The organism is Novosphingobium sp. (assembly GCF_020852455.1).
In the GTDB taxonomy this organism is placed as follows: Bacteria; Pseudomonadota; Alphaproteobacteria; order Sphingomonadales; family Sphingomonadaceae; genus Novosphingobium.
The window spans coordinates 95,471-112,952 of the sequence record NZ_JADZAT010000007.1 but is presented as its reverse complement, the minus strand read 5'-3'; the positions used below and the strand labels follow the sequence as shown (position 1 = coordinate 112,952).

Below are 17,482 nucleotides of genomic sequence, written 5' to 3'. Positions count from 1 at the left end.
TATAGCAGATTGTTGAATCGCCATCAGGAGCCGTTACCCGTGAAGTTCTTTGCCGACACTGCCGAAATCGACGATATCAAGGATCTGGCCGCTACCGGGCTGCTCGATGGCGTTACCACCAATCCCAGCCTGATCATGAAGTCGGGCCGCGATTTCATCGAGGTGACGCGCGAAATCTGCGGCCTGGTCGATGGTCCGGTCAGCGCCGAAGTGGTGGCGCTGGACCATGCCGGGATGATGGCCGAAGCCGAAAAGCTGCGCAAGATTGCCGACAACGTCTGCATCAAGGTGCCGCTGACGATCGACGGGCTCAAGACCTGCAAGGCGCTGTCCGGCGATGGCACCATGGTCAACGTCACGCTGTGCTTCAGCGCCAATCAGGCACTGCTGGCAGCCAAGGCCGGGGCCACTTTCGTTTCACCCTTTGTGGGCCGGCATGACGATAACGGGTTCGACGGGATGCAGCTGATCAGCGACATCCGCCTGATCTATGACAACTACAACTTCGGCACCGAAATTCTGGTCGCTTCGGTTCGCCACAGCGTCCACGTGCTCGAAGCGGCCAAGATCGGCGCCGATGTCATGACCGCCCCACCGGCCGTGATCCGCGGTCTGTTCAAGCACATTCTGACCGACAAGGGCATCGAGGGTTTCCTGGCGGACTGGGCCAAGACCGGCCAAACCATTTAGGGATTGCCCCAGGAATTGTCTGACGAATCCCCTCTCGATCGCTTCAAGTCAGCCCTGACCGGCGCCAGCCGGGCCATCGCGCATGAGCCCGAGCTGGAGATCGCCTGGACCGCCGACAGCCCGGTTGCCAATGGCAAGAACCTGCGCGTGCCGATGCCGGGACGCTCGCTGCCGCGCGAGCAGGCGATGGAAGCGCGCGGCTTTGCCGACAGTTTTGCGCTGCGCCTGCGCCACCATGACGAGGCGCTGCACGCCCGCCACGCCCCGGGTGAGCCATCCGCGCGGGCCTGTTTCGACGCGGTCGAGCAGGTTCGCTATGAAGCGCTGGGTTCGCGCGATTACGCCGGGATGCGAGACAACCTGGATGCCGCGCAGCAGGTTCGCACCATGGGCGATCCGATTACCCGTGCCAGCCGGCCCGATGAAGTGCCGATGCAGGTCGCGCTCTCGCTGCTGCTGCGCGAACACCTGACCGGCCAGCCGGTGCCCGAACCGGCCCGTCAGGGCGTTGACATGCTGCGCGGCTGGATCAGCGAAAAGGCCGGAACCGATTTCGACGCGCTGTCCGCGATGCTGGACGATCAGGCCGCCTTCCAGGCGCTGACGCTGGGCATGCTCCAGCACCTTGAGCTGACCCAGGCCGAGCCGATCGAGCCAGAAAGCGATCAGAACGACGATCAGGACAACGAGGACCAAGACGAGGAGCAGCCCGACGACGGCGAAAGCGCCGAAGACCAGAGCCCCAGCGAAGTCGCCAGCGACGCCGCCGAGGGTGAGGACGAGGGCGAAGACGAAGTCGAGCGCCAGATGGAAGAGGACGAGGGCGACGCCGAAGAGGGCGATGAGGGAGAGGAGGGCATGCTGCCCACCCGGCCCAACCGTCCCTGGACCGATCTGCCCAGCAAGTTCGACTACAAGGCCTTCACCGAAGCTTTCGACGAAGTGGTTGCCGCCAGCGACCTGTGCGACGACGAGGAACTGACCCGGCTGCGGGCCTATCTCGACGCGCAGCTGAAAGGCCTGCAGGGGATCGTCACCAAGCTGGCCAACCGGTTGCAGCGCCGCCTGATGGCGCAGCAGAACCGCAGCTGGGATTTCGATCAGGAAGAAGGCCTGCTCGATGCCGCGCGGCTGGCCCGGGTGGTGATCTCGCCCGGCCATTCGCTCAGTTACAAGATCGAGCGTGATGTCGAGTTCAAGGATACCATTGTCACCCTGCTGATCGACAATTCAGGTTCGATGCGCGGGCGGCCGATCTCGATCGCGGCGATCAGCGCCGATGTGATGGCCCGCACGCTGGAACGCTGCGGGGTCAAGACCGAGATTCTGGGCTTTACCACGCGTGCCTGGAAGGGCGGCCAAAGCCGCGAGGCCTGGCTGGCCGGGGGCAAGCCGGCACAGCCCGGGCGCCTCAACGACCTGCGCCACATCATCTACAAGAAAGCCGACGAGCCCTATCGTCACGCCCGCAAGAACCTGGGCCTGATGATGCGCGAGGGGCTGCTCAAGGAAAACATCGACGGCGAGGCGCTGCTCTGGGCCCACGCCCGTTTGCTTGCCCGACCCGAGGATCGCCGGGTGCTGATGGTGATCTCGGACGGCGCGCCGGTCGACGATTCGACGCTGAGCGTCAACAATGCCGGCTACCTTGAACTGCACCTCCGCAAGGTGATCGACTGGATCGAAAAGCAGTCACCGGTGCAATTGGTGGCGATCGGGATCGGTCACGACGTTACCCGTTACTATCGCCGTGCGGTGACGATCATGGACGTCGAGCAGCTGGGCGGGACGATGATCGAGCAGCTGGCGGGGCTGTTCGAAGAGGAATAGACCTTGCGGCAAGTAATGTCGTTCGTCAGAATTTCCTGCGGGTCATCACAATTCCCTTGAATACGATCGAAATTCCGGCATCCACCCGGCTATGGGGCGCGCCATACCGAACTTGCCAATCATCCCGATTCCCGACGCAACTGTGCTTGGCAGCACGGCCCGGGTAGCTCGGGCTCAGGAACCAGCCGATTCGGTGCCGAAGGCGTCTGCTCAAGACAGTCTGCCGCGCTGCCCGCAAGGCACTTTCCCGGCGCTGACGCCGGTCCTGCTCCGGATCGAGGCCCTGATCATTTCGATCCCTGCGCTGCCGCAAACACCAGTCACGGAAACCGCACAATGAATTCCCAGTCACCCCGCGCCCGGATCGCTCTGAGTGCAACCTGCCTGCTGGCGATGGCTGGCACCGCACTGGCGCAATCCGATCCGGCGCCGGTTCCAGCCGCAGAAGCGCCGCAGCCGGTTGCTGCGCCTGCACCGGTTCCGACCGGGCCATGCAGCAAGCCGCCGGCCGGGGCGAGTGCGACCCTGCGCTGCGTCCCGGCGCTGACGCCGGTGGTGATCAGCCTCGACGCTCCGGTCAGCTCGCGCACGGCCAAGACCGGAGAGAGCTTCGCGTTTTCGCTGGCCGAACCGATCATGCTGGATGGTGTGGTGCTGGTCCCGACCGGGACCAAGGGGGTGGGCGAGGTAGTCCATGCCAAAGGTTCCGGCATGGGGGTTGGCGGCGAACTGGTGCTCGCGGCCCGCTATCTCGATTTCGATGGCCGGCAGATTCGCCTGCGCAGCATGAAGTTCGGTGTGGTCGGCAAGGACCAGCAGACCCTGGCCTTTGCTGTTGCAGTCACCGCCGGCCTGCCGGGATTGCTGATCAAGGGCAAGCATATCGACATCGCCCAGGGCATGCTGGCCGGCGCCAAGCTGACCGAGGACCTTTATCTTGAGCCACCGGCGCCCGCGCCTGTGGCCCCGGAACCCGCTGCCGGCGATGTGCCCGCAGCATCTCCACCCCCATTGCAACCAGGGAGCGCGCAATGAAACTGAAGTTGATTACCTCTCTCGCCGCCGTCGCGGTGATTGGCCTTTCCGCCACCCCGACGCTGGCCAAGGACAAGAAGGAACAGGAAGAAGAAGCTGGCGCAGGTCCGGCGACGATTCCGGCGCCGCCCGCGGGCAAGGGCCAGATCGTGTTCTACCGCCCCGGCGGCATGGGCTTTGCCCTGGGCTGCTCGGTCAATGAAAAGGGCCAGAAGCTCTCGTCGCTGGGTGCCGGGCGCTACTTCATTCTGGTGACCGATCCGGGCAAGCACGAATACACCGTGAAGAGCGAAGCCAAGGACGTGCTGGCGCTTGAAGTTGAAGCGGACGAAACCCAGTACGCCAAGTGCCGCATCAAGATGGGCATCATGGTCGGCCGTCCTGACCTTGCTCCCGGCACCGAGGCTGAGTTCAAGGAAAAGAACAAGTGGAAGATGGTCGATGACGAAGACATGGGTCCCGGACCCGGTGCGCTGCGCAAGGCTGATGTAGCCGCGGCGCTGGCCCCCAAGGTGGAAGCGGCTCCGGCGCCTGCTCCGGCCCCGGCGGCCGAACCGGCTCCGGCTCCCGCACCGGCGCCTTCGGCCAACTGATCGATAGCCAGGAAAGTGTCCGCCGGTCCGCACTGCGGGCCGGCGGACTTTTTTGTGCGGGGCTTGACCTGACGGTTTAATCGCTCAATTAAACGTCCATGACCAAAGCCAGTACTGTAACCGAAGCCGTCATGTCGCGCCGCTCGATCCGGGCCTTCAGCGACAAGCCCGTTCCCCTCGATCTGATCCGCCAAGTGATGGACACCGCGCGCTGGACGCCCAGCGGGTGCAATTTCCAGCCGTGGGAAGGCGCGGTGCTGACCGGCGCGCCGCTCCGCGAACTGCAGGCGCTGATGGCTGCATCGCCGCCGCAGGATCCCAAGGAATACAGCTGGAGCGATCCCGAAGTCCTGCCCGAATGCCTGGCCCGCCTGCACCAGGTGGGGGCCGACATGTATGCCGCGATGAACATCGAACGCGCCGACAAGAAGGCGCGCGGCGATTTCATGGCCCAGAATGTCGTCTCGTTCGAGGCTCCGGCGGTGCTGCTGGCCTATTTCCCGCGCGTGATGGGCCCGCCGCAGTGGTCGGATGTGGGGATGTGGCTGCAGACGGTAATGCTGCTGCTGCGCGAGGCCGGGCTCGATTCCTGCCCGCAGGAATTCCTTTCGATCCACGCCAAGCTGATCAAGAACTACCTTGGTGTTTCGGATGAGAGCCACATCTTCTTCTGCGGCATCGCGATCGGCTATCGCGACGAGAGCGATCCGGTGAACTCCTTTGACCGCAAGCGCGAGCCGCTCGACAGCAAGGTCAAATTCCTCGGGTTCGAATAGGAGCAAAGCGCCATGGACGTCAGCGAAGCCGTTTCCAGTCGCCGCTCGATCCGGCAGTTTCTCGACCAGCCGGTCGATCAGGCCGTGCTGCAGCGGGTGCTGGAAAGGGCGCAGGCCGCACCTTCGGGTGGCAACACCCAGCCGTGGAACGCGGTGATGCTGACGGGCGAACCGCTGACGCGGCTGGTCGATCTGGTTGCCGACACGATCCCGCAGGGGCTGGCCGCTTATTCGGCCGAATACCCGATCTATCCGGCCGAGCTGGACGGCCGCTATGCGACAAGCCGCTTCGGCGTGGGCGAGGCGATGTATGCCGCGCTGGAAATCCCGCGCGAGGACAAGGCCGCGCGGATGGACGTGTTCCGCAACAATTTCCGCGCGTTCGGCGCGCCGGTGCTGATGCTGGTCCACACCCCGCGCTATATGGGCCTGCCGCAGTGGAGCGACATCGGCATGTGGCTGCAAACGGTGCTGCTGCTACTGCGCGAGGAAGGGCTCGACAGCTGCGCGCAGGAAGCCTGGGCAGTTTACCAGAAGCAGATCCGCGAAGTTACGGCGATCCCGGACGATCACATCTTCTTCTGCGGCGTGGCAATCGGCTGGGGCGACCGCGAGGCGGCGGTGAACAGCTTCCCGGTGCCGCGCGTGGGGATCGACGAGGCGGTGCGCTGGGAGGGGTTTTGAGCCCCACCGCTTGACCGCCGCGCCAGTCGGCTTATGGCGCGGACCATGACTGAGACTGTCCCCCTCAAGCTGTTCAACAGCCTGACCCGCCAGCTGGAACCTTTCCAGCCCGTCCACCCGGGCGAAGCGCGCGTCTATTCGTGCGGGCCGACGGTCTACAGCTATCAGCACATCGGCAATATGCGGGCCTATGTCTTTGCCGATACCCTGGGCCGTACGCTGAAGTTCAAGGGCTATGCCCTGCGACATGTGATCAACATCACCGATGTCGGCCACCTGACCAGCGATGCTGACGCTGGTGACGACAAGATGGAAAAGGCTGCCGCACAGTCCGGCAAGACCGCCTGGGATATCGCAGCCTTCTTTACCGCCGAATTCAAGCGGGACCTGGGCTGGCTGAAGGTCACCGATCCAGCCAAGTGGACGGTCGCAACCGAATATGTCCCGGCCATGATCGACTATGCAAAGTCGATCGCCGACAAGCACTGCTATGAACTGGATAGCGGGCTCTATTTCGATGTGACGACAGTGCCGGACTATGGCCGCCTGGCCCGCGCTGCCACCGACGAAGGCGAAGGGCGGATCGAGCAGATCGAAGGCAAGCGGCACCAGGCCGACTTCGCGATCTGGCGCAAGACCCCACCCGGTGAGAGCCGGCAGATGGAATGGGATTCGCCCTGGGGCCGCGGCGCTCCCGGCTGGCATCTTGAATGCTCGGTCATGAGCAGTGCCGAACTGGGCATGCCGTTCGATATCCACACCGGCGGGATCGACCATCGCGAAATCCATCATCCCAATGAAATCGCCCAGAACCAGGCACACGAATGCTCGGCACACACCGGTGCGACGATCTGGATGCACAACAACTTCCTCAAGATTCGCGACGGGAAGATGTCCAAGTCTGAGGGCGGCACCGTGCGAATGCAGCACCTGGTTGACGCCGGATTTCACCCGCTTGCCTACCGGATGGTCTGCTTGCAGGCCCATTACCGCAGCGAGCTGGAATTCAGCTGGGAAGGGCTGCAGGCCGCATTTGTGCGACTGAAGCGACTGGTGATGACCGTAAGCGGACTGCGGGCGCAGGCCGAGCCTGCCGATGCACCCGGCGCACGCCTTGCGCCTTACCTTGAGCGCTTTGAGGCTGCGCTGTCTGACGATCTCAACACCGCCGTGGCGCTGACCGTGCTGGAAGAGGCTGCGGCTTTGAAAAAGACCGACAGCGGTGAGAAGTTGGCAGCTCTTGCGGCCATGGACCGCGCGCTTGGGCTCGATCTTCTGACACTGCGGCGCGAAGAACTCCGCATCCGGCCCAAGGCTGCAACCATCGCCGAAGCCGAAATCGAAGCTATCCTCACCCAGCGCAAGGAGGCCCGCGCTGCGAAGGACTTCGCCACTTCGGATGCCTTGCGTGATGAACTCGCCGCTGCCGGGGTAGAAGTGATGGACGGTGATCCGCTGGGGTGGGACTGGAAGCTGGGCGAAGGGTGATTGACGCCTCCGTGCAAGCCCGGCTTGCCTTGGCGCGTTAGGCTGTGCTCCTATCGTCACGTTACAGGGGCCATTCGATGAACCGCTTGCTCAAGATGCTGATCCTTGCCGCTGCGCCGGCCGCGCTGATTGCGGCTGCACCTGCCGCTCCGGTGCTGGCCAAGATCGATGTCACGCTGAAGAAGGCCTATGGCGGCTACCTGCGCGAAAGCGGGCCGACCGGCGGCGACTGGGACCAGCCGGTGTTCTCTGCCAAGACCAAGGCGCTGATCCGCGCCTGGGACAAGCACAATGGCGAGGAACTGACCGGGCTGTCGAGCTATGGCTGGTTCTGCGAATGCCAGGACTGGCAGTACAAGAAGTTCAAGTACAAGCGGATTGCGGCGCGCCAGCTGGCCCCCGGCAAGGTTGAGGTTGAAGTTCGGCTCAGCGCGGGCTGGGACGATCTGCTGACCCAGCGACTGATCATGGTCAACGAGGGCGGGCGCTGGCTGATCGATGACCTGTTCAGCGATTCGGTGCCGACCGGGGTCAAGGCTGTGCTGCGCAAGGAATTGAAGGAGGTCCCGGGCACCTGATGAAGCTGTGGCGGCTTACCCGCGCGCCCTTCGTCGCGCTTGACGGCAAGGGTGCGGAACTGCACGGCGCGCGCTATGCCCCGCGCGGCCATCCGGTGGTCAGCCTGGCCAGCGAGGCCGGGCTCGCGGTGCTGGTGGCGCTGCGGTACCAGCCGCAGGATCTGGTCGGCATTCCCGATGATTTCGTGCTGGGCTGGACCGAGGTGGATAGCCCGCCCGAACGGGTGCCCGATCCCGATGAGGATACGATCCGGGCCTTCGTGGGTGACTGGCTGGAAAGCCGCCGTTCGCTGACCTGCGCAATCCGGTCGAGAGTTCTGCCCGAGGCGGACGTGATTTACCTGAACCCGCGCCATCCCGCTGCCGCGCGGGTCGCGCCGCTGACCACCCGGCCGTTCGACTTTGCCGAATGCCTGCACCGCCCGCCAATGCTTGACAGTTTCCGGGAGCCGAAGTGACCGTCACCGTTCTCAACGCCGTGCTGCGCCCGCTGCTTGAACGGCGGCTGCCCGAATGGGTCGATGTCCGCTGGTACGAGACCAAGGAGCAGGCCTTCGCGCTGGCCCCCGCTGCCGAGATCGGCTGGTTCGACATGCATTCCAAGGCCGATATGGCCGAGGTGTTCCGGCTTGCCGAGCGGCTCAAGTGGCTCAATTCGGTCTATGCCGGAGTCGAAGCCTTCCCGCTCGATGTGCTGGCTGCACGCGGCACCGTGCTGACCAACGGCGCCGGGATCAATGCGGTGCCGATCGCCGAATATGTCGTGATGCTGATGCTGGCCGAGGCCAAGCAGTACCGCCAGGTCGTGCGCGCGCAGGACCGGCACGAATGGCTACGCGATTCGCCCGGCAAGCGCGAACTGTTCGGCAGCAAGGCGCTGATCCTGGGCTATGGCGCAATCGGGCAAGAGGTTGAGCGGCGGCTGGTACCGTTCGGAGTGGAAGTCACCAGGGTGCGCCGCTCACCCGGGCCGGGCACGCTGGGGCCCGATGCGTGGCGGGCTGAACTGGGCCAGTTCGACTGGATCGTGATTGCAGTGCCGGCCACTGCCGAGACCGAGGGCATGATCGGGGCTGACGAGCTGGCGGCGATGAAGCGCAATGCGGTGCTGGTCAATGTCGCGCGCGGCAGCGTGATTGACCAGCCGGCGCTGGTCAACGCGCTGGAGGCGGGGCAGATCGGCGGGGCGCTGCTTGACGTGACCACGCCCGAGCCGCTGCCCGCCGATCATCCCCTGTGGACCCTGGACAACGCCCAGGTCACCATGCACCTGTCCGGCCGGGCGCAGGACCGGGTGTTCGAACGCGCAGCCGAACGGTTTCTGGTCAATCTGGAGCGCTATCGCCAAGGCGAACGGCTGGAACCGCAGGTCGACTATGCGGCAGGCTATTAGGCCTCATCCAGCACCAGCAGTTCTACCTCAACTTCCAGCCGGGGCTGGGGCAAAGCGCTGTGCTCGACCCGCACCACCGCCGCGTCCGCCACCAGCAGCCGGGGCAGGGTGAATTCATGCTCGGGCAGCGCATCGATCAGCGTCTCTCCGGCCAGCACCTTATCGGCGCCATCGAAGGCGAGGACCACGGTATGCTTGGAGCCTGAAAAGGTTACGCTGGCCCAGGCACGTTCGCTGTGGCGCAGCAGTTCGGCCTGGCCCTGCGCCAGCTCGAGCACGGCTGACAGCAATGGCATCCAGGGGGTGCGGCGGGCCTTGCGGCGGGCGGCGGAAAGCATGGCCTGATCGGCCGTCAGATCAATTTGCATGGCATTGCTCGCGATATATGTTCATGAAATGTTCCACACGTTCCGCGGTTGCATCGCGAGGTATGCGGCCGTTGCGCAGGTCCTGGACAAAGCGCGGATCGTGCGTGGCCAGCCGTCCGAACTTGGTCCAGGGCATTCCGGTGTCGCGCAAGAAGCGTTCGATCCGGGTAATCAGCATTGCAGGGTGCCTCCTTTGGTCTGGGCCCGGTTGCATGAGGCGATTCGTGATAGGAATATTCCTTTTGTCTTGCCTGAAATCCTACTTGTCTAGGAAAAATACATCGGCTAGGAAAGAATCATGGTTACCCACGATCCTCGCGCGCGGCTGTTGCAACTGGCCGGCGAGCAAAATGCCTCACTCTCGGGCTTGTCCGAGCTGATCGGGCGCAATTCTACCTATCTCCAGCAGTTCGTGCGCAAGGGCAGTCCGCGCAAGCTGGAAGAGACCGACCGCCGGACGCTGGCGCGGTTCTTTGGTGTCGATGAGGCAGAGCTTGGCGCGCCGGAGGATTTTTCCTCTGTGCCTGCAGCTGGCAAGGCCCCGCGCGGCGATTGGGTTGATGTCCCGCGCCTGCCATTGGGTGCTTCGGCCGGACCGGGATTGCTGGCAGGCGAGGAATTGCCGATCGGCGCCTTTCGCTTTTCCAGCCGCTGGCTGCGTGAACAGGGGCTCGATCCCGCCCAGCTTTCGGCGATCCGGGTCGAAGGCGATTCGATGGAAGCCACGCTGCGCGATGGCGATGAGATCCTGGTCGATCGCACCCCGCGCGGGCTGCGCGATGGTATCCATGTGGTCCGGGTGGGTGATGCGCTGCTGGTCAAGCGGATCGACCTGGGGCGCCCCGGCACCTTGGCACTGGTCAGCGACAATCCGGCTTACCGGACGATCGAACTGCCCCTGGCAGAGGTTGAAGTGATCGGGCGGGTGGTCTGGAAAAGCGGGCGACTCTGATTTTCACCGTGCCGGACCGCGCAGTTCGTCGCAGCAGCGGGGCGACTCGCTCGGTTCACCGCAAGTCGCGCTCAAACCGTCCAAAGCGGCATTCCTGTGCCGTTATGTGTTCATGTAGCAGCCCCAGCAACCCCAAGAGGGTCAGATAGGGGTCGCCTGCGTCAGCAGATATAAGGAGTTACCCAATGCATTTCGCTCCCCGCAAGTCAGGAGCTATCGCTCTTGCCGCCGTGCTGGCGGTGCCGGCCTGGACCGGTTCTATCGCCCAATCGCAGGCACCTCAGGAAACCAGTATCGTTGTTGAAGGCGAACGCTATCCCGATCTCGCCGGCTTGCCCGCAGGGCCTGATGTCAAGGGCACGATCGTTGCCCGCAATGGTGACAAGATCAAGATCCGCAGCGCTGATGGTGCGAGCACCGTGGTCGGCATCCATGAAGCCACCAAGATCAAGGCGGGTGGAGGCCTGTTTGGCGGCAAGTCCAAGCTGACCACCGATGCACTGATCAACGGCCTACCCGTTACCGTGAAAACCCTGCAGTGGAGCGGCGGACTGGTTGCCAGCCAGGTTACTTTCAAGACCGGCGATCACAAGACCGCGATGATGATCCGCAACGGTACGGCCCAGCAGTTCGAGGAACAGAGCGCCGCCACCGAGGCGCTGCGCGGGCGGATGGGCGATATCGACAAGTACAACCTCAAGGGGTCAACGAACGTCTATTTCGATACCGGCAAGTGGGCGCTTTCGCCGCAGGCCAAGCAGGAACTGTGCGCCACTGCCACCCAGGCCGAAGCGACCGACAATGCGCTGATGCTGGTGGTCGGCTATACCGATTCGGTCGGCAATGACGATTACAATCAGACGCTCAGCGAAAAGCGCGCTTCGACTGTAATCAACTACCTCCAGCAGGTCTGTCACTGGAAGCCCTATCGCATGCTGACCCCCACCGGGATGGCCAAGGCCGATCCGCTGGCCAGCAACGATACCGAAGAAGGCCGGGCACAGAACCGCCGCGTTTCGGTGAACATCCTGGTCAGCAAGGCTGTTGATACCGCGATGTAAGGTGTGACCGGGGCGGGCGTGGCCTGCCCCGGAGGCTTCAGGGCATTTTCCTACCGGGGCGCGGGGTGATACGATCACCCGCGTCTTTGAAATTGTGGAAAGGTCGTGAATCCGCCGCTTCTGCGCCGGGTAGCAGGCGATGCGGCTGGTCAGCGTTTTTGCCTTTTTGACTGTGTCCATTGTGTCCATTCGAGTGCGGGCAGGGTAAATCGGTCTTGCCCAAATCCCCGGCAATCGTCACATCGGCAGGCATGACTGAAACAGCCGAACCGCCCGTCCGCGTCGGGATCATTCCCGTTACCCCGCTTGAGCAGAACTGCTCGCTGGTGTGGTGCACGAAGACGATGAAGGGGGCGCTGGTCGATCCGGGCGGGGATCTCGACAAGCTCAAGGCCGCGGTCGCGAAGACTGGGGTGACGATCGAAAAGCTGCTGGTCACCCACGGGCATCTCGATCACTGCGGGCAGACTGGCATCCTCGCGAAAGAGCTGGGCGTGCCGATCGAAGGCCCGCACGAAGATGACCGGTTCTGGATTTCCCAGCTTGATGATGATGGCAAGCGTTGGGGGATGCACGCCGAAAGCTTCGAGCCCGATCGCTGGCTGACCGATGGTGACACAGTGACCGTGGGTGAAGCCGTGCTCGAAGTGATCCACTGCCCGGGCCACACGCCGGGCCACGTGGTGTTCTATATCCGTGACGGGCATCTGGCGATCGTTGGCGATGTGCTGTTCGCCGGTTCGATCGGGCGGACTGACTTTCCCAAGGGCAACCACCAGGACCTGATCGATTCGATTACCGGAAAGCTGTGGCCGCTGGGCAATGACGTGACCTTCATTCCCGGGCACGGCCCGACCAGCACCTTCGGCCGCGAACGGCAGGTCAACGGCTTCGTCAGCGATTACGCGCTGGAGCAGGGCTGAACGGTCCCTCCCGGGCGAGCCGGGAAGGACCGCAGGCGTTACATCTTGCCCAGGGCAACCATGATGGCGACCACCGCCAGGCCGATCTGGCTGAGCATGGTGACCATCACGCCGATCCCGCGTCCGGTCTCCAGCTTGCCGCCGTCCATGCCCAGGCCGTGGCCGATCCGCGCCAGCAGATAGGCACCGGCGACATAGGGCAGCCAGGTTCCGCCCTTGCCGGCCAGCTCAATCAGGCCGACCAGCGCGAGCACCCAGGGGGTGTTCTCGGCAAAGTTCAGTTGGGCGCGCATCCGGCGCTCAAGCAGCTCGTTCCCGCCGCTGCCGATGCTGACCTTTTCCTTGGCGCGGACCTGTCCGCAGCGCAGTGCCAGCCAGAAATTGATCAGTGCTGCGGCCGCAGCCATGCACAGCGTAGTGGGCAAAAGCAGTTCCATCGCATTCTCTCCCCTGTCAGGCCCGCCCGAAAATGGGGACGACAGTGCTTGCAACGGCCAAGAAATTCGCTATAGGCGCGCCTTCGCAAGCCGCCGACCCTAGGGCCCGGGCATGGCTTACCTAGACGAAACCGGAATTTGCAGGAACAGGTGCCGCAATGGCTGTCCCCAAAAGAAAAACCTCCCCCAGCCGTCGGGGCATGCGCCGCAGCCATGATGCGCTGAAGGTCGAAGCTTTCCACGAATGCCCCAACTGTGGCGAACTCAAGCGTCCGCACAACCTGTGCAACGCCTGCGGCCACTACAACGGGCGCGAGATCATCGCGGTCGGGCTCTAAGCCCACTTAGCCGGAGATTGCGCAAATGAGCCTGCCGCGTATCGCTGTTGATGCGATGGGCGGCGATGAAGGCGTGCGCGTGATGATCGAAGGGGCGGCGCTGGCACGGCGCCGCCACGATCGTTTCAAATTCCTGCTGGTCGGCGATGAAGAGCGGATCAAGGTTGCGCTCGAGAATCACCCCAATCTGCGTTCGGCTTCTGAAATCCTCCACGCCCCCGATGTGGTGAGCGGAGAGGAACGGCCGACACAAGCCTTGCGCCGCGCCAAGACCACCTCGATGGGTCTGGCGATCAATGCAGTGAAAGCTGGCGATGCCGGCGCCGCAGTCAGCGCGGGCAATACCGGCGCACTGATGGCCATGGCCAAGCTGGCGCTGCGAACCATGCCCGGGATCGATCGCCCCGCGCTGTCCGCGCTTCTGCCGACGCTGGGCGATAACGATCTGGTCATGCTTGATCTGGGCGCCAACACCGAATGCGATGCCCGCAATCTGGTGCAGTTCGCGGTGATGGGCGCGGCCTATTCGCGGATCGTCACCGGGCGCGAAGCACCGCGCGTGCGACTGCTCAATATCGGTAGCGAGGAAACCAAGGGCACCGAAGATCTCCAGCTTGCCGCCGCCCAGCTCAAGGCTGCGGCCGGCGACCTGTCGATCTCGTTCGACGGCTTTGTTGAGGCTGACAAGCTGGGGCGGGGCGATGTCGATGTGGTGGTTTCGGACGGCTTTTCGGGCAATATCGCGCTGAAGGCGGTCGAAGGCACCGCGCGCTTCGTCACCGATCTGCTGCGCCGCGCCTTCGCAAGCTCACTGCGCTCGAAGTTCGGATTCCTGGTCTCGCGCCCGGCGACCGAACTGTTGAAGCATCACCTTGATCCCAACAACCACAACGGCGCGGTCTTCCTGGGGCTGAACGGCGTCGTGGTGAAAAGCCACGGTTCGGCCAATGCCCTTGGCGTCGCCAATGCCGTGGCCGTTACCGCCCGCCTGCTGGAGGCAAACCTGACCGAACGTATTGCCGCCGACCTTGCACGCCTGGGTGAAGAAAACCTGCGCAAGGCGCCGCAGGCCTCGGCATGATTCGCCGCTCGGTCCTGATCGGTACGGGCTCGGTCCTGCCCAAGCGCAAGGTCAGCAACGCGGAACTCGCGGAAAAGGTTGATACCAGCGACGAATGGATCGTTGAGCGGACCGGGATCCGCAACCGCCACATCGCGGGTGAGGGTGAGACCACCGGAACCCTGGCGATCGCAGCGGCGCAGCAGGCGCTTGCGGCTGCGGGTGTCGACGGCAAGGATATCGGCCTGATCGTGCTGGCCACTGCCACGCCCGACCAGACATTCCCTGCAACTGCCACCAAGGTGCAGCAGGCAATCGGCGCCAATGGCGGGATCGCCTTTGATGTTGCCGCGGTTTGCTCTGGCTTCCTCTATGCAATTTCGGTCGCGGATTCGATGCTGCGCACCGGCATGGCCCAGCGCGCGCTGGTGATCGGCGCCGAAACGATGAGCCGGATCCTCGACTGGGAAGACCGCACCACCTGCGTACTGTTCGGCGACGGAGCCGGCGCGGTGGTGCTGGAAGCCCGTGATGTGGCCGAAGACGGGCCGGGGGTCATTGCGTCGAAACTGCATGCCGACGGGGCGCATGGTGACCTGCTGTGCGTCGATGGCGGGCCCTCGTCCACCGGCACGGTCGGGCATCTGCGGATGAAGGGGCAGGAAGTGTTCCGCCACGCCGTGGTGAACCTCGCCAATGTGCTGGCCGAAGTGCTCGACGCCGCCGGGATCGAGCCGAAGGATGTCGATTGGGTGGTGCCGCACCAGGCCAACCAGCGCATCCTCGATGCGACCGCGCGCAAGTTCGGCCTGCCGCCCGAAAAGGTGGTGGTGACGGTTGACCAGCACGCCAACACCTCGGCCGCCTCGGTGCCGCTGGCACTTGATACGGCGGTGCGCGACGGGCGGATCAAGCCGGGTCAGCTGCTGGTGCTTGAAGCGATGGGCGGCGGTTTCACCTGGGGCGCTTGCGTCCTGCGCACCTGAGCCGCGGATTTCCGCGACCGATTTCCGACAGTTGCGTTGCAATCGCAGCGCATTGGGCTATGCTTCGAATCACGGGTCGTGCGAACTTTGCCAGGGAAGGGGCTGATGCGCTCCATGAGTACTCTCACACGGGCCGATCTGGCCGAAGCACTGAACCGCAAGCTTGGGCTTTCGCGTTCGGAATCGCTCAGCATGGTTGAATCGATTCTCGATCACATGTCCGGCGCGCTCGAACAGGGTGAAAACGTGAAGATTTCCGGGTTCGGAACCTTCCTGCTGCGTGACAAGGCGCAGCGGATCGGTCGCAACCCCAAGACCGGCGTTGAAGTGCCGATTACGCCCCGCCGGGTGCTGACTTTCCGCGCCAGCCAGATGCTGAAAGAGCGGATCGCCAAGGGATGAGCGAGATGGCGCCTCCGACCTTCGCCGACGGCAAGGATCCGGAGGCGCTGCGCACGATTGGCGAGGTGGCCAAGGCGCTGGGAATCCGCCAGCATGTGCTGCGCTATTGGGAAGAACAGTTCCCGATGCTCAAGCCCTTGAAGCGCAGCGGCGGGCGCCGATACTACCGGGCGGAGGACGTCCGCATGGTCGAGGCGATCGACCGGCTGGTCCACCGCGAGGGTTATACCCTGAAGGGCGCCAAGAAGGCACTCCAGAGTAACACCAGCGCCACACCGCAGGCACCCACCGCGCCCATGGCCGCATCAGTATCGGCACAGCCCGCCACCGACCTGCCGGTCAATTCCAACTTCGCCTATCGCGCACGGTTGATTGCGCTTCGGACCACACTGGTCAACGCGCTTCACGACGCCTAAATCGTCCTCACGAAAGTGAGGTACCTCCCCATGAGCAAGAGCTACGACGCCGACCTGGCGCTTTTCATCAATGGCGCCTGGAAGATCGGCGAGGGCCGCGACATGTTCCCGGTGGTCGATCCGGCCAGCGGCGAAGCGATTGCCGAAGTGCCGCTGGCCAGCCCCGCCGACCTCGACGAAGCGCTGGACGCCGCCGACAAGGGCTTTGCCCTGTGGCGCGCCACCCCGGTCGAGGCCCGCGCGGCGGTGCTCAAGAAAGCCGCCGCGCTGCTGCGTGAGCGCGCCGATGGGATCGCCCGGCTGCTGACCATGGAACAGGGCAAGCCGATCGCCGAAGCGCGCGGCGAGGTCGCCTCCAGCGCGCAGCTGTTTGACTGGTGCGCCGAGGAAGCGAGCCGGATCTATGGCCGCACCCTGGTCCGCCCGACCGGCCAGCGCGCGCTGGTCACCCGCCAGCCGATCGGCCCGGTTGCGGCCTTCAGCCCGTGGAACTTCCCGATCTACCTGATGGCCAAGAAGCTCGCTCCGGCGCTTGCGGTCGGCTGTTCGGTGGTGGCCAAGCCGCCCGAGGAGACTCCGGGCTGCACCGGTGCCTTGGTGCGCTGCCTGATCGATGCCGGGCTGCCGGCCAATGTGGTCCAGCTGGTCCACGGCGTGCCCGATGCAGTCAGCCGCCACCTGCTCGCCTCGCCGGTGATCCGCAAGGTCAGCTTCACCGGCTCGGTCCCGGTCGGCAAGCACCTGATGCGGCTGGCCGCCGACGGGCTCAAGCGGGTGACGATGGAGCTGGGCGGCCACGCCCCGGTGCTGGTGTTCGAGGACTGCGATCTGGAAAAGACGCTCGATATGGTGGTGCCGCAGAAGTTCCGCAACGCCGGGCAGGTCTGCGTTTCGCCGACCCGGTTCTATGTTCAGGAGAGCATCTATCAGCGCTTCGTCGATGGCTTTGCCGCGCGCACCCAGGGGGTGACCACTGGCCACGGGCTTGAGGCGGAAACCCGCATGGGCCCGCTCGCCAATGTCCGCCGCCCCGGCGCGATCGAGGCCTTGGTCGAGGACGCTGCGGCCAAGGGCGCCCGGGTGATGGCCGGCGGCAAGCGCGGCAACCAGGGCTTCTTCTTCCAGCCGACCCTGCTGGCCGACGTGCCCGACAATGCCGACATCATGAACAATGAACCGTTCGGTCCGGTCGCGGTCGCCGCGCCGTTCTCTGACCTGGCCGACGCGGTCAGCAAGGCCAACCGCCTGCCCTACGGCCTCGCCGCCTTCGCCTTCACCGAAGGGCTGCGCACCGCCAACCTGCTGGGCGATGCGGTGGAAGCCGGGATGGTCGGCGTCAACACCTTCGCGGTCAGCGCCGCCGATGCACCGTTCGGCGGGGTCAAGGATTCAGGCTTTGGCAGCGAAGGCGGGATCGAGGGGATGGACAGCTATCTGGCGACCAAGGCGATCCATATGGCTTGAGGTGGTCT

22 protein-coding genes are annotated in these 17,482 nt (G+C 64.4%); 19 read left to right on the top strand and 3 right to left on the bottom strand.

Annotation, left to right across the window (positions count from 1 at the left end):
- Positions 1-39 precede the first annotated feature (39 nt).
- From fsa to IT549_RS02955, 10 genes are all read left to right on the top strand, one after another.
- Entirely contained in the window at positions 40-690 is a 651-nt protein-coding gene (fsa, locus tag IT549_RS03000; RefSeq protein WP_292969856.1) for a fructose-6-phosphate aldolase, read from the top strand.
- A gap of 15 nt (positions 691-705) precedes the next feature.
- Positions 706-2,520: a cobaltochelatase subunit CobT gene (cobT, locus tag IT549_RS02995; protein WP_292969854.1), complete on the top strand. Its 1,815-nt coding sequence runs from the start codon at positions 706-708 to the stop codon at positions 2,518-2,520.
- A gap of 336 nt (positions 2,521-2,856) precedes the next feature.
- On the top strand, positions 2,857-3,555 hold the full coding sequence (locus IT549_RS02990; RefSeq protein ID WP_292969853.1) for a hypothetical protein: 699 nt from the start codon (positions 2,857-2,859) through the stop codon (positions 3,553-3,555).
- On the top strand, positions 3,552-4,148 hold the full coding sequence (locus IT549_RS02985; RefSeq protein WP_292969852.1) for a DUF2846 domain-containing protein: 597 nt from the start codon (positions 3,552-3,554) through the stop codon (positions 4,146-4,148). The genes IT549_RS02990 and IT549_RS02985 overlap by 4 nt, the downstream gene beginning before the upstream one ends.
- 98 nt (positions 4,149-4,246) lie before the next feature.
- The gene (locus tag IT549_RS02980; protein WP_292969851.1) at positions 4,247-4,924 is read left to right on the top strand and encodes a nitroreductase; all 678 of its coding nucleotides are present in this window, start codon (positions 4,247-4,249) and stop codon (positions 4,922-4,924) included.
- Between the two features lie 12 nt (positions 4,925-4,936).
- Positions 4,937-5,608, top strand: a complete 672-nt coding sequence (locus tag IT549_RS02975; protein ID WP_292969850.1) for a nitroreductase — start codon at positions 4,937-4,939, stop codon at positions 5,606-5,608.
- Between the two features lie 45 nt (positions 5,609-5,653).
- The gene (gene cysS / locus IT549_RS02970; RefSeq protein WP_292969849.1) at positions 5,654-7,096 is read left to right on the top strand and encodes a cysteine--tRNA ligase; all 1,443 of its coding nucleotides are present in this window, start codon (positions 5,654-5,656) and stop codon (positions 7,094-7,096) included.
- Positions 7,097-7,173: 77 nt separating this feature from the next.
- A complete protein-coding gene (locus IT549_RS02965) occupies positions 7,174-7,674 on the top strand; it encodes a DUF3828 domain-containing protein (protein WP_292969848.1) in 501 nt (166 codons plus the stop codon).
- Positions 7,674-8,132: an RES domain-containing protein gene (locus IT549_RS02960; RefSeq protein WP_292969847.1), complete on the top strand. Its 459-nt coding sequence runs from the start codon at positions 7,674-7,676 to the stop codon at positions 8,130-8,132. Before IT549_RS02965 ends, IT549_RS02960 begins: the two co-directional genes overlap by 1 nt.
- Complete coding sequence (locus IT549_RS02955) at positions 8,129-9,067, top strand: D-2-hydroxyacid dehydrogenase (RefSeq protein WP_292969846.1); 939 nt, start codon at positions 8,129-8,131, stop codon at positions 9,065-9,067. Before IT549_RS02960 ends, IT549_RS02955 begins: the two co-directional genes overlap by 4 nt.
- Here the strand turns inward: IT549_RS02955 and IT549_RS02950 are convergent.
- Both IT549_RS02950 and IT549_RS02945 read right to left on the bottom strand, forming a co-directional pair.
- Positions 9,064-9,435 carry a hypothetical protein gene (locus IT549_RS02950; protein WP_292969845.1) on the bottom strand — a complete coding sequence of 124 codons (372 nt, stop codon included), beginning with the start codon at positions 9,433-9,435 and terminating at the stop codon, positions 9,064-9,066. The two genes, IT549_RS02955 and IT549_RS02950, sit on opposite strands and share 4 nt — an antisense overlap.
- On the bottom strand, positions 9,425-9,613 hold the full coding sequence (locus tag IT549_RS02945) for a hypothetical protein (protein ID WP_292969843.1): 189 nt from the start codon (positions 9,611-9,613) through the stop codon (positions 9,425-9,427). Before IT549_RS02945 ends, IT549_RS02950 begins: the two co-directional genes overlap by 11 nt.
- A 120-nt stretch (positions 9,614-9,733) precedes the next feature.
- Between IT549_RS02945 and IT549_RS02940 the strand changes: the two genes are divergently transcribed.
- The 3 genes from IT549_RS02940 to IT549_RS02930 all read left to right on the top strand — a co-directional run bounded on the left by IT549_RS02940 (position 9,734) and on the right by IT549_RS02930 (position 12,371).
- Positions 9,734-10,387 carry a S24 family peptidase gene (locus IT549_RS02940; RefSeq protein WP_292969842.1) on the top strand — a complete coding sequence of 218 codons (654 nt, stop codon included), beginning with the start codon at positions 9,734-9,736 and terminating at the stop codon, positions 10,385-10,387.
- 185 nt (positions 10,388-10,572) lie between these two features.
- On the top strand, positions 10,573-11,448 hold the full coding sequence (locus IT549_RS02935) for an OmpA family protein (RefSeq protein ID WP_292969841.1): 876 nt from the start codon (positions 10,573-10,575) through the stop codon (positions 11,446-11,448).
- 251 nt (positions 11,449-11,699) lie between these two features.
- The gene (locus IT549_RS02930) at positions 11,700-12,371 is read left to right on the top strand and encodes an MBL fold metallo-hydrolase (protein ID WP_292969839.1); all 672 of its coding nucleotides are present in this window, start codon (positions 11,700-11,702) and stop codon (positions 12,369-12,371) included.
- Positions 12,372-12,409: 38 nt separating this feature from the next.
- Here the strand turns inward: IT549_RS02930 and IT549_RS02925 are convergent, their stop codons facing one another.
- Entirely contained in the window at positions 12,410-12,808 is a 399-nt protein-coding gene (locus IT549_RS02925) for an MAPEG family protein (protein WP_292969838.1), read from the bottom strand.
- Positions 12,809-12,966: 158 nt separating this feature from the next.
- On the opposite strand from IT549_RS02925, the gene rpmF reads away from it, so the two are divergent.
- The 6 genes from rpmF to IT549_RS02895 all read left to right on the top strand — a co-directional run bounded on the left by rpmF (position 12,967) and on the right by IT549_RS02895 (position 17,474).
- Complete coding sequence (gene rpmF / locus IT549_RS02920) at positions 12,967-13,146, top strand: 50S ribosomal protein L32 (RefSeq protein ID WP_292969836.1); 180 nt, start codon at positions 12,967-12,969, stop codon at positions 13,144-13,146.
- Between the two features lie 25 nt (positions 13,147-13,171).
- On the top strand, positions 13,172-14,227 hold the full coding sequence (gene plsX / locus IT549_RS02915; protein ID WP_292969835.1) for a phosphate acyltransferase PlsX: 1,056 nt from the start codon (positions 13,172-13,174) through the stop codon (positions 14,225-14,227).
- On the top strand, positions 14,224-15,192 hold the full coding sequence (locus tag IT549_RS02910; protein WP_292969834.1) for a beta-ketoacyl-ACP synthase III: 969 nt from the start codon (positions 14,224-14,226) through the stop codon (positions 15,190-15,192). The genes plsX and IT549_RS02910 overlap by 4 nt, the downstream gene beginning before the upstream one ends.
- A gap of 105 nt (positions 15,193-15,297) precedes the next feature.
- Positions 15,298-15,594 (top strand): integration host factor subunit alpha, encoded by a 297-nt coding sequence (locus IT549_RS02905; protein WP_292969833.1) that lies wholly within the window; start codon positions 15,298-15,300, stop codon positions 15,592-15,594.
- Entirely contained in the window at positions 15,591-16,010 is a 420-nt protein-coding gene (locus IT549_RS02900; protein ID WP_292969832.1) for a MerR family transcriptional regulator, read from the top strand. Before IT549_RS02905 ends, IT549_RS02900 begins: the two co-directional genes overlap by 4 nt.
- 30 nt (positions 16,011-16,040) lie before the next feature.
- A complete protein-coding gene (locus tag IT549_RS02895; protein WP_292969831.1) occupies positions 16,041-17,474 on the top strand; it encodes an NAD-dependent succinate-semialdehyde dehydrogenase in 1,434 nt (477 codons plus the stop codon).
- The last annotated feature ends 8 nt before the right edge of the window (positions 17,475-17,482 follow it).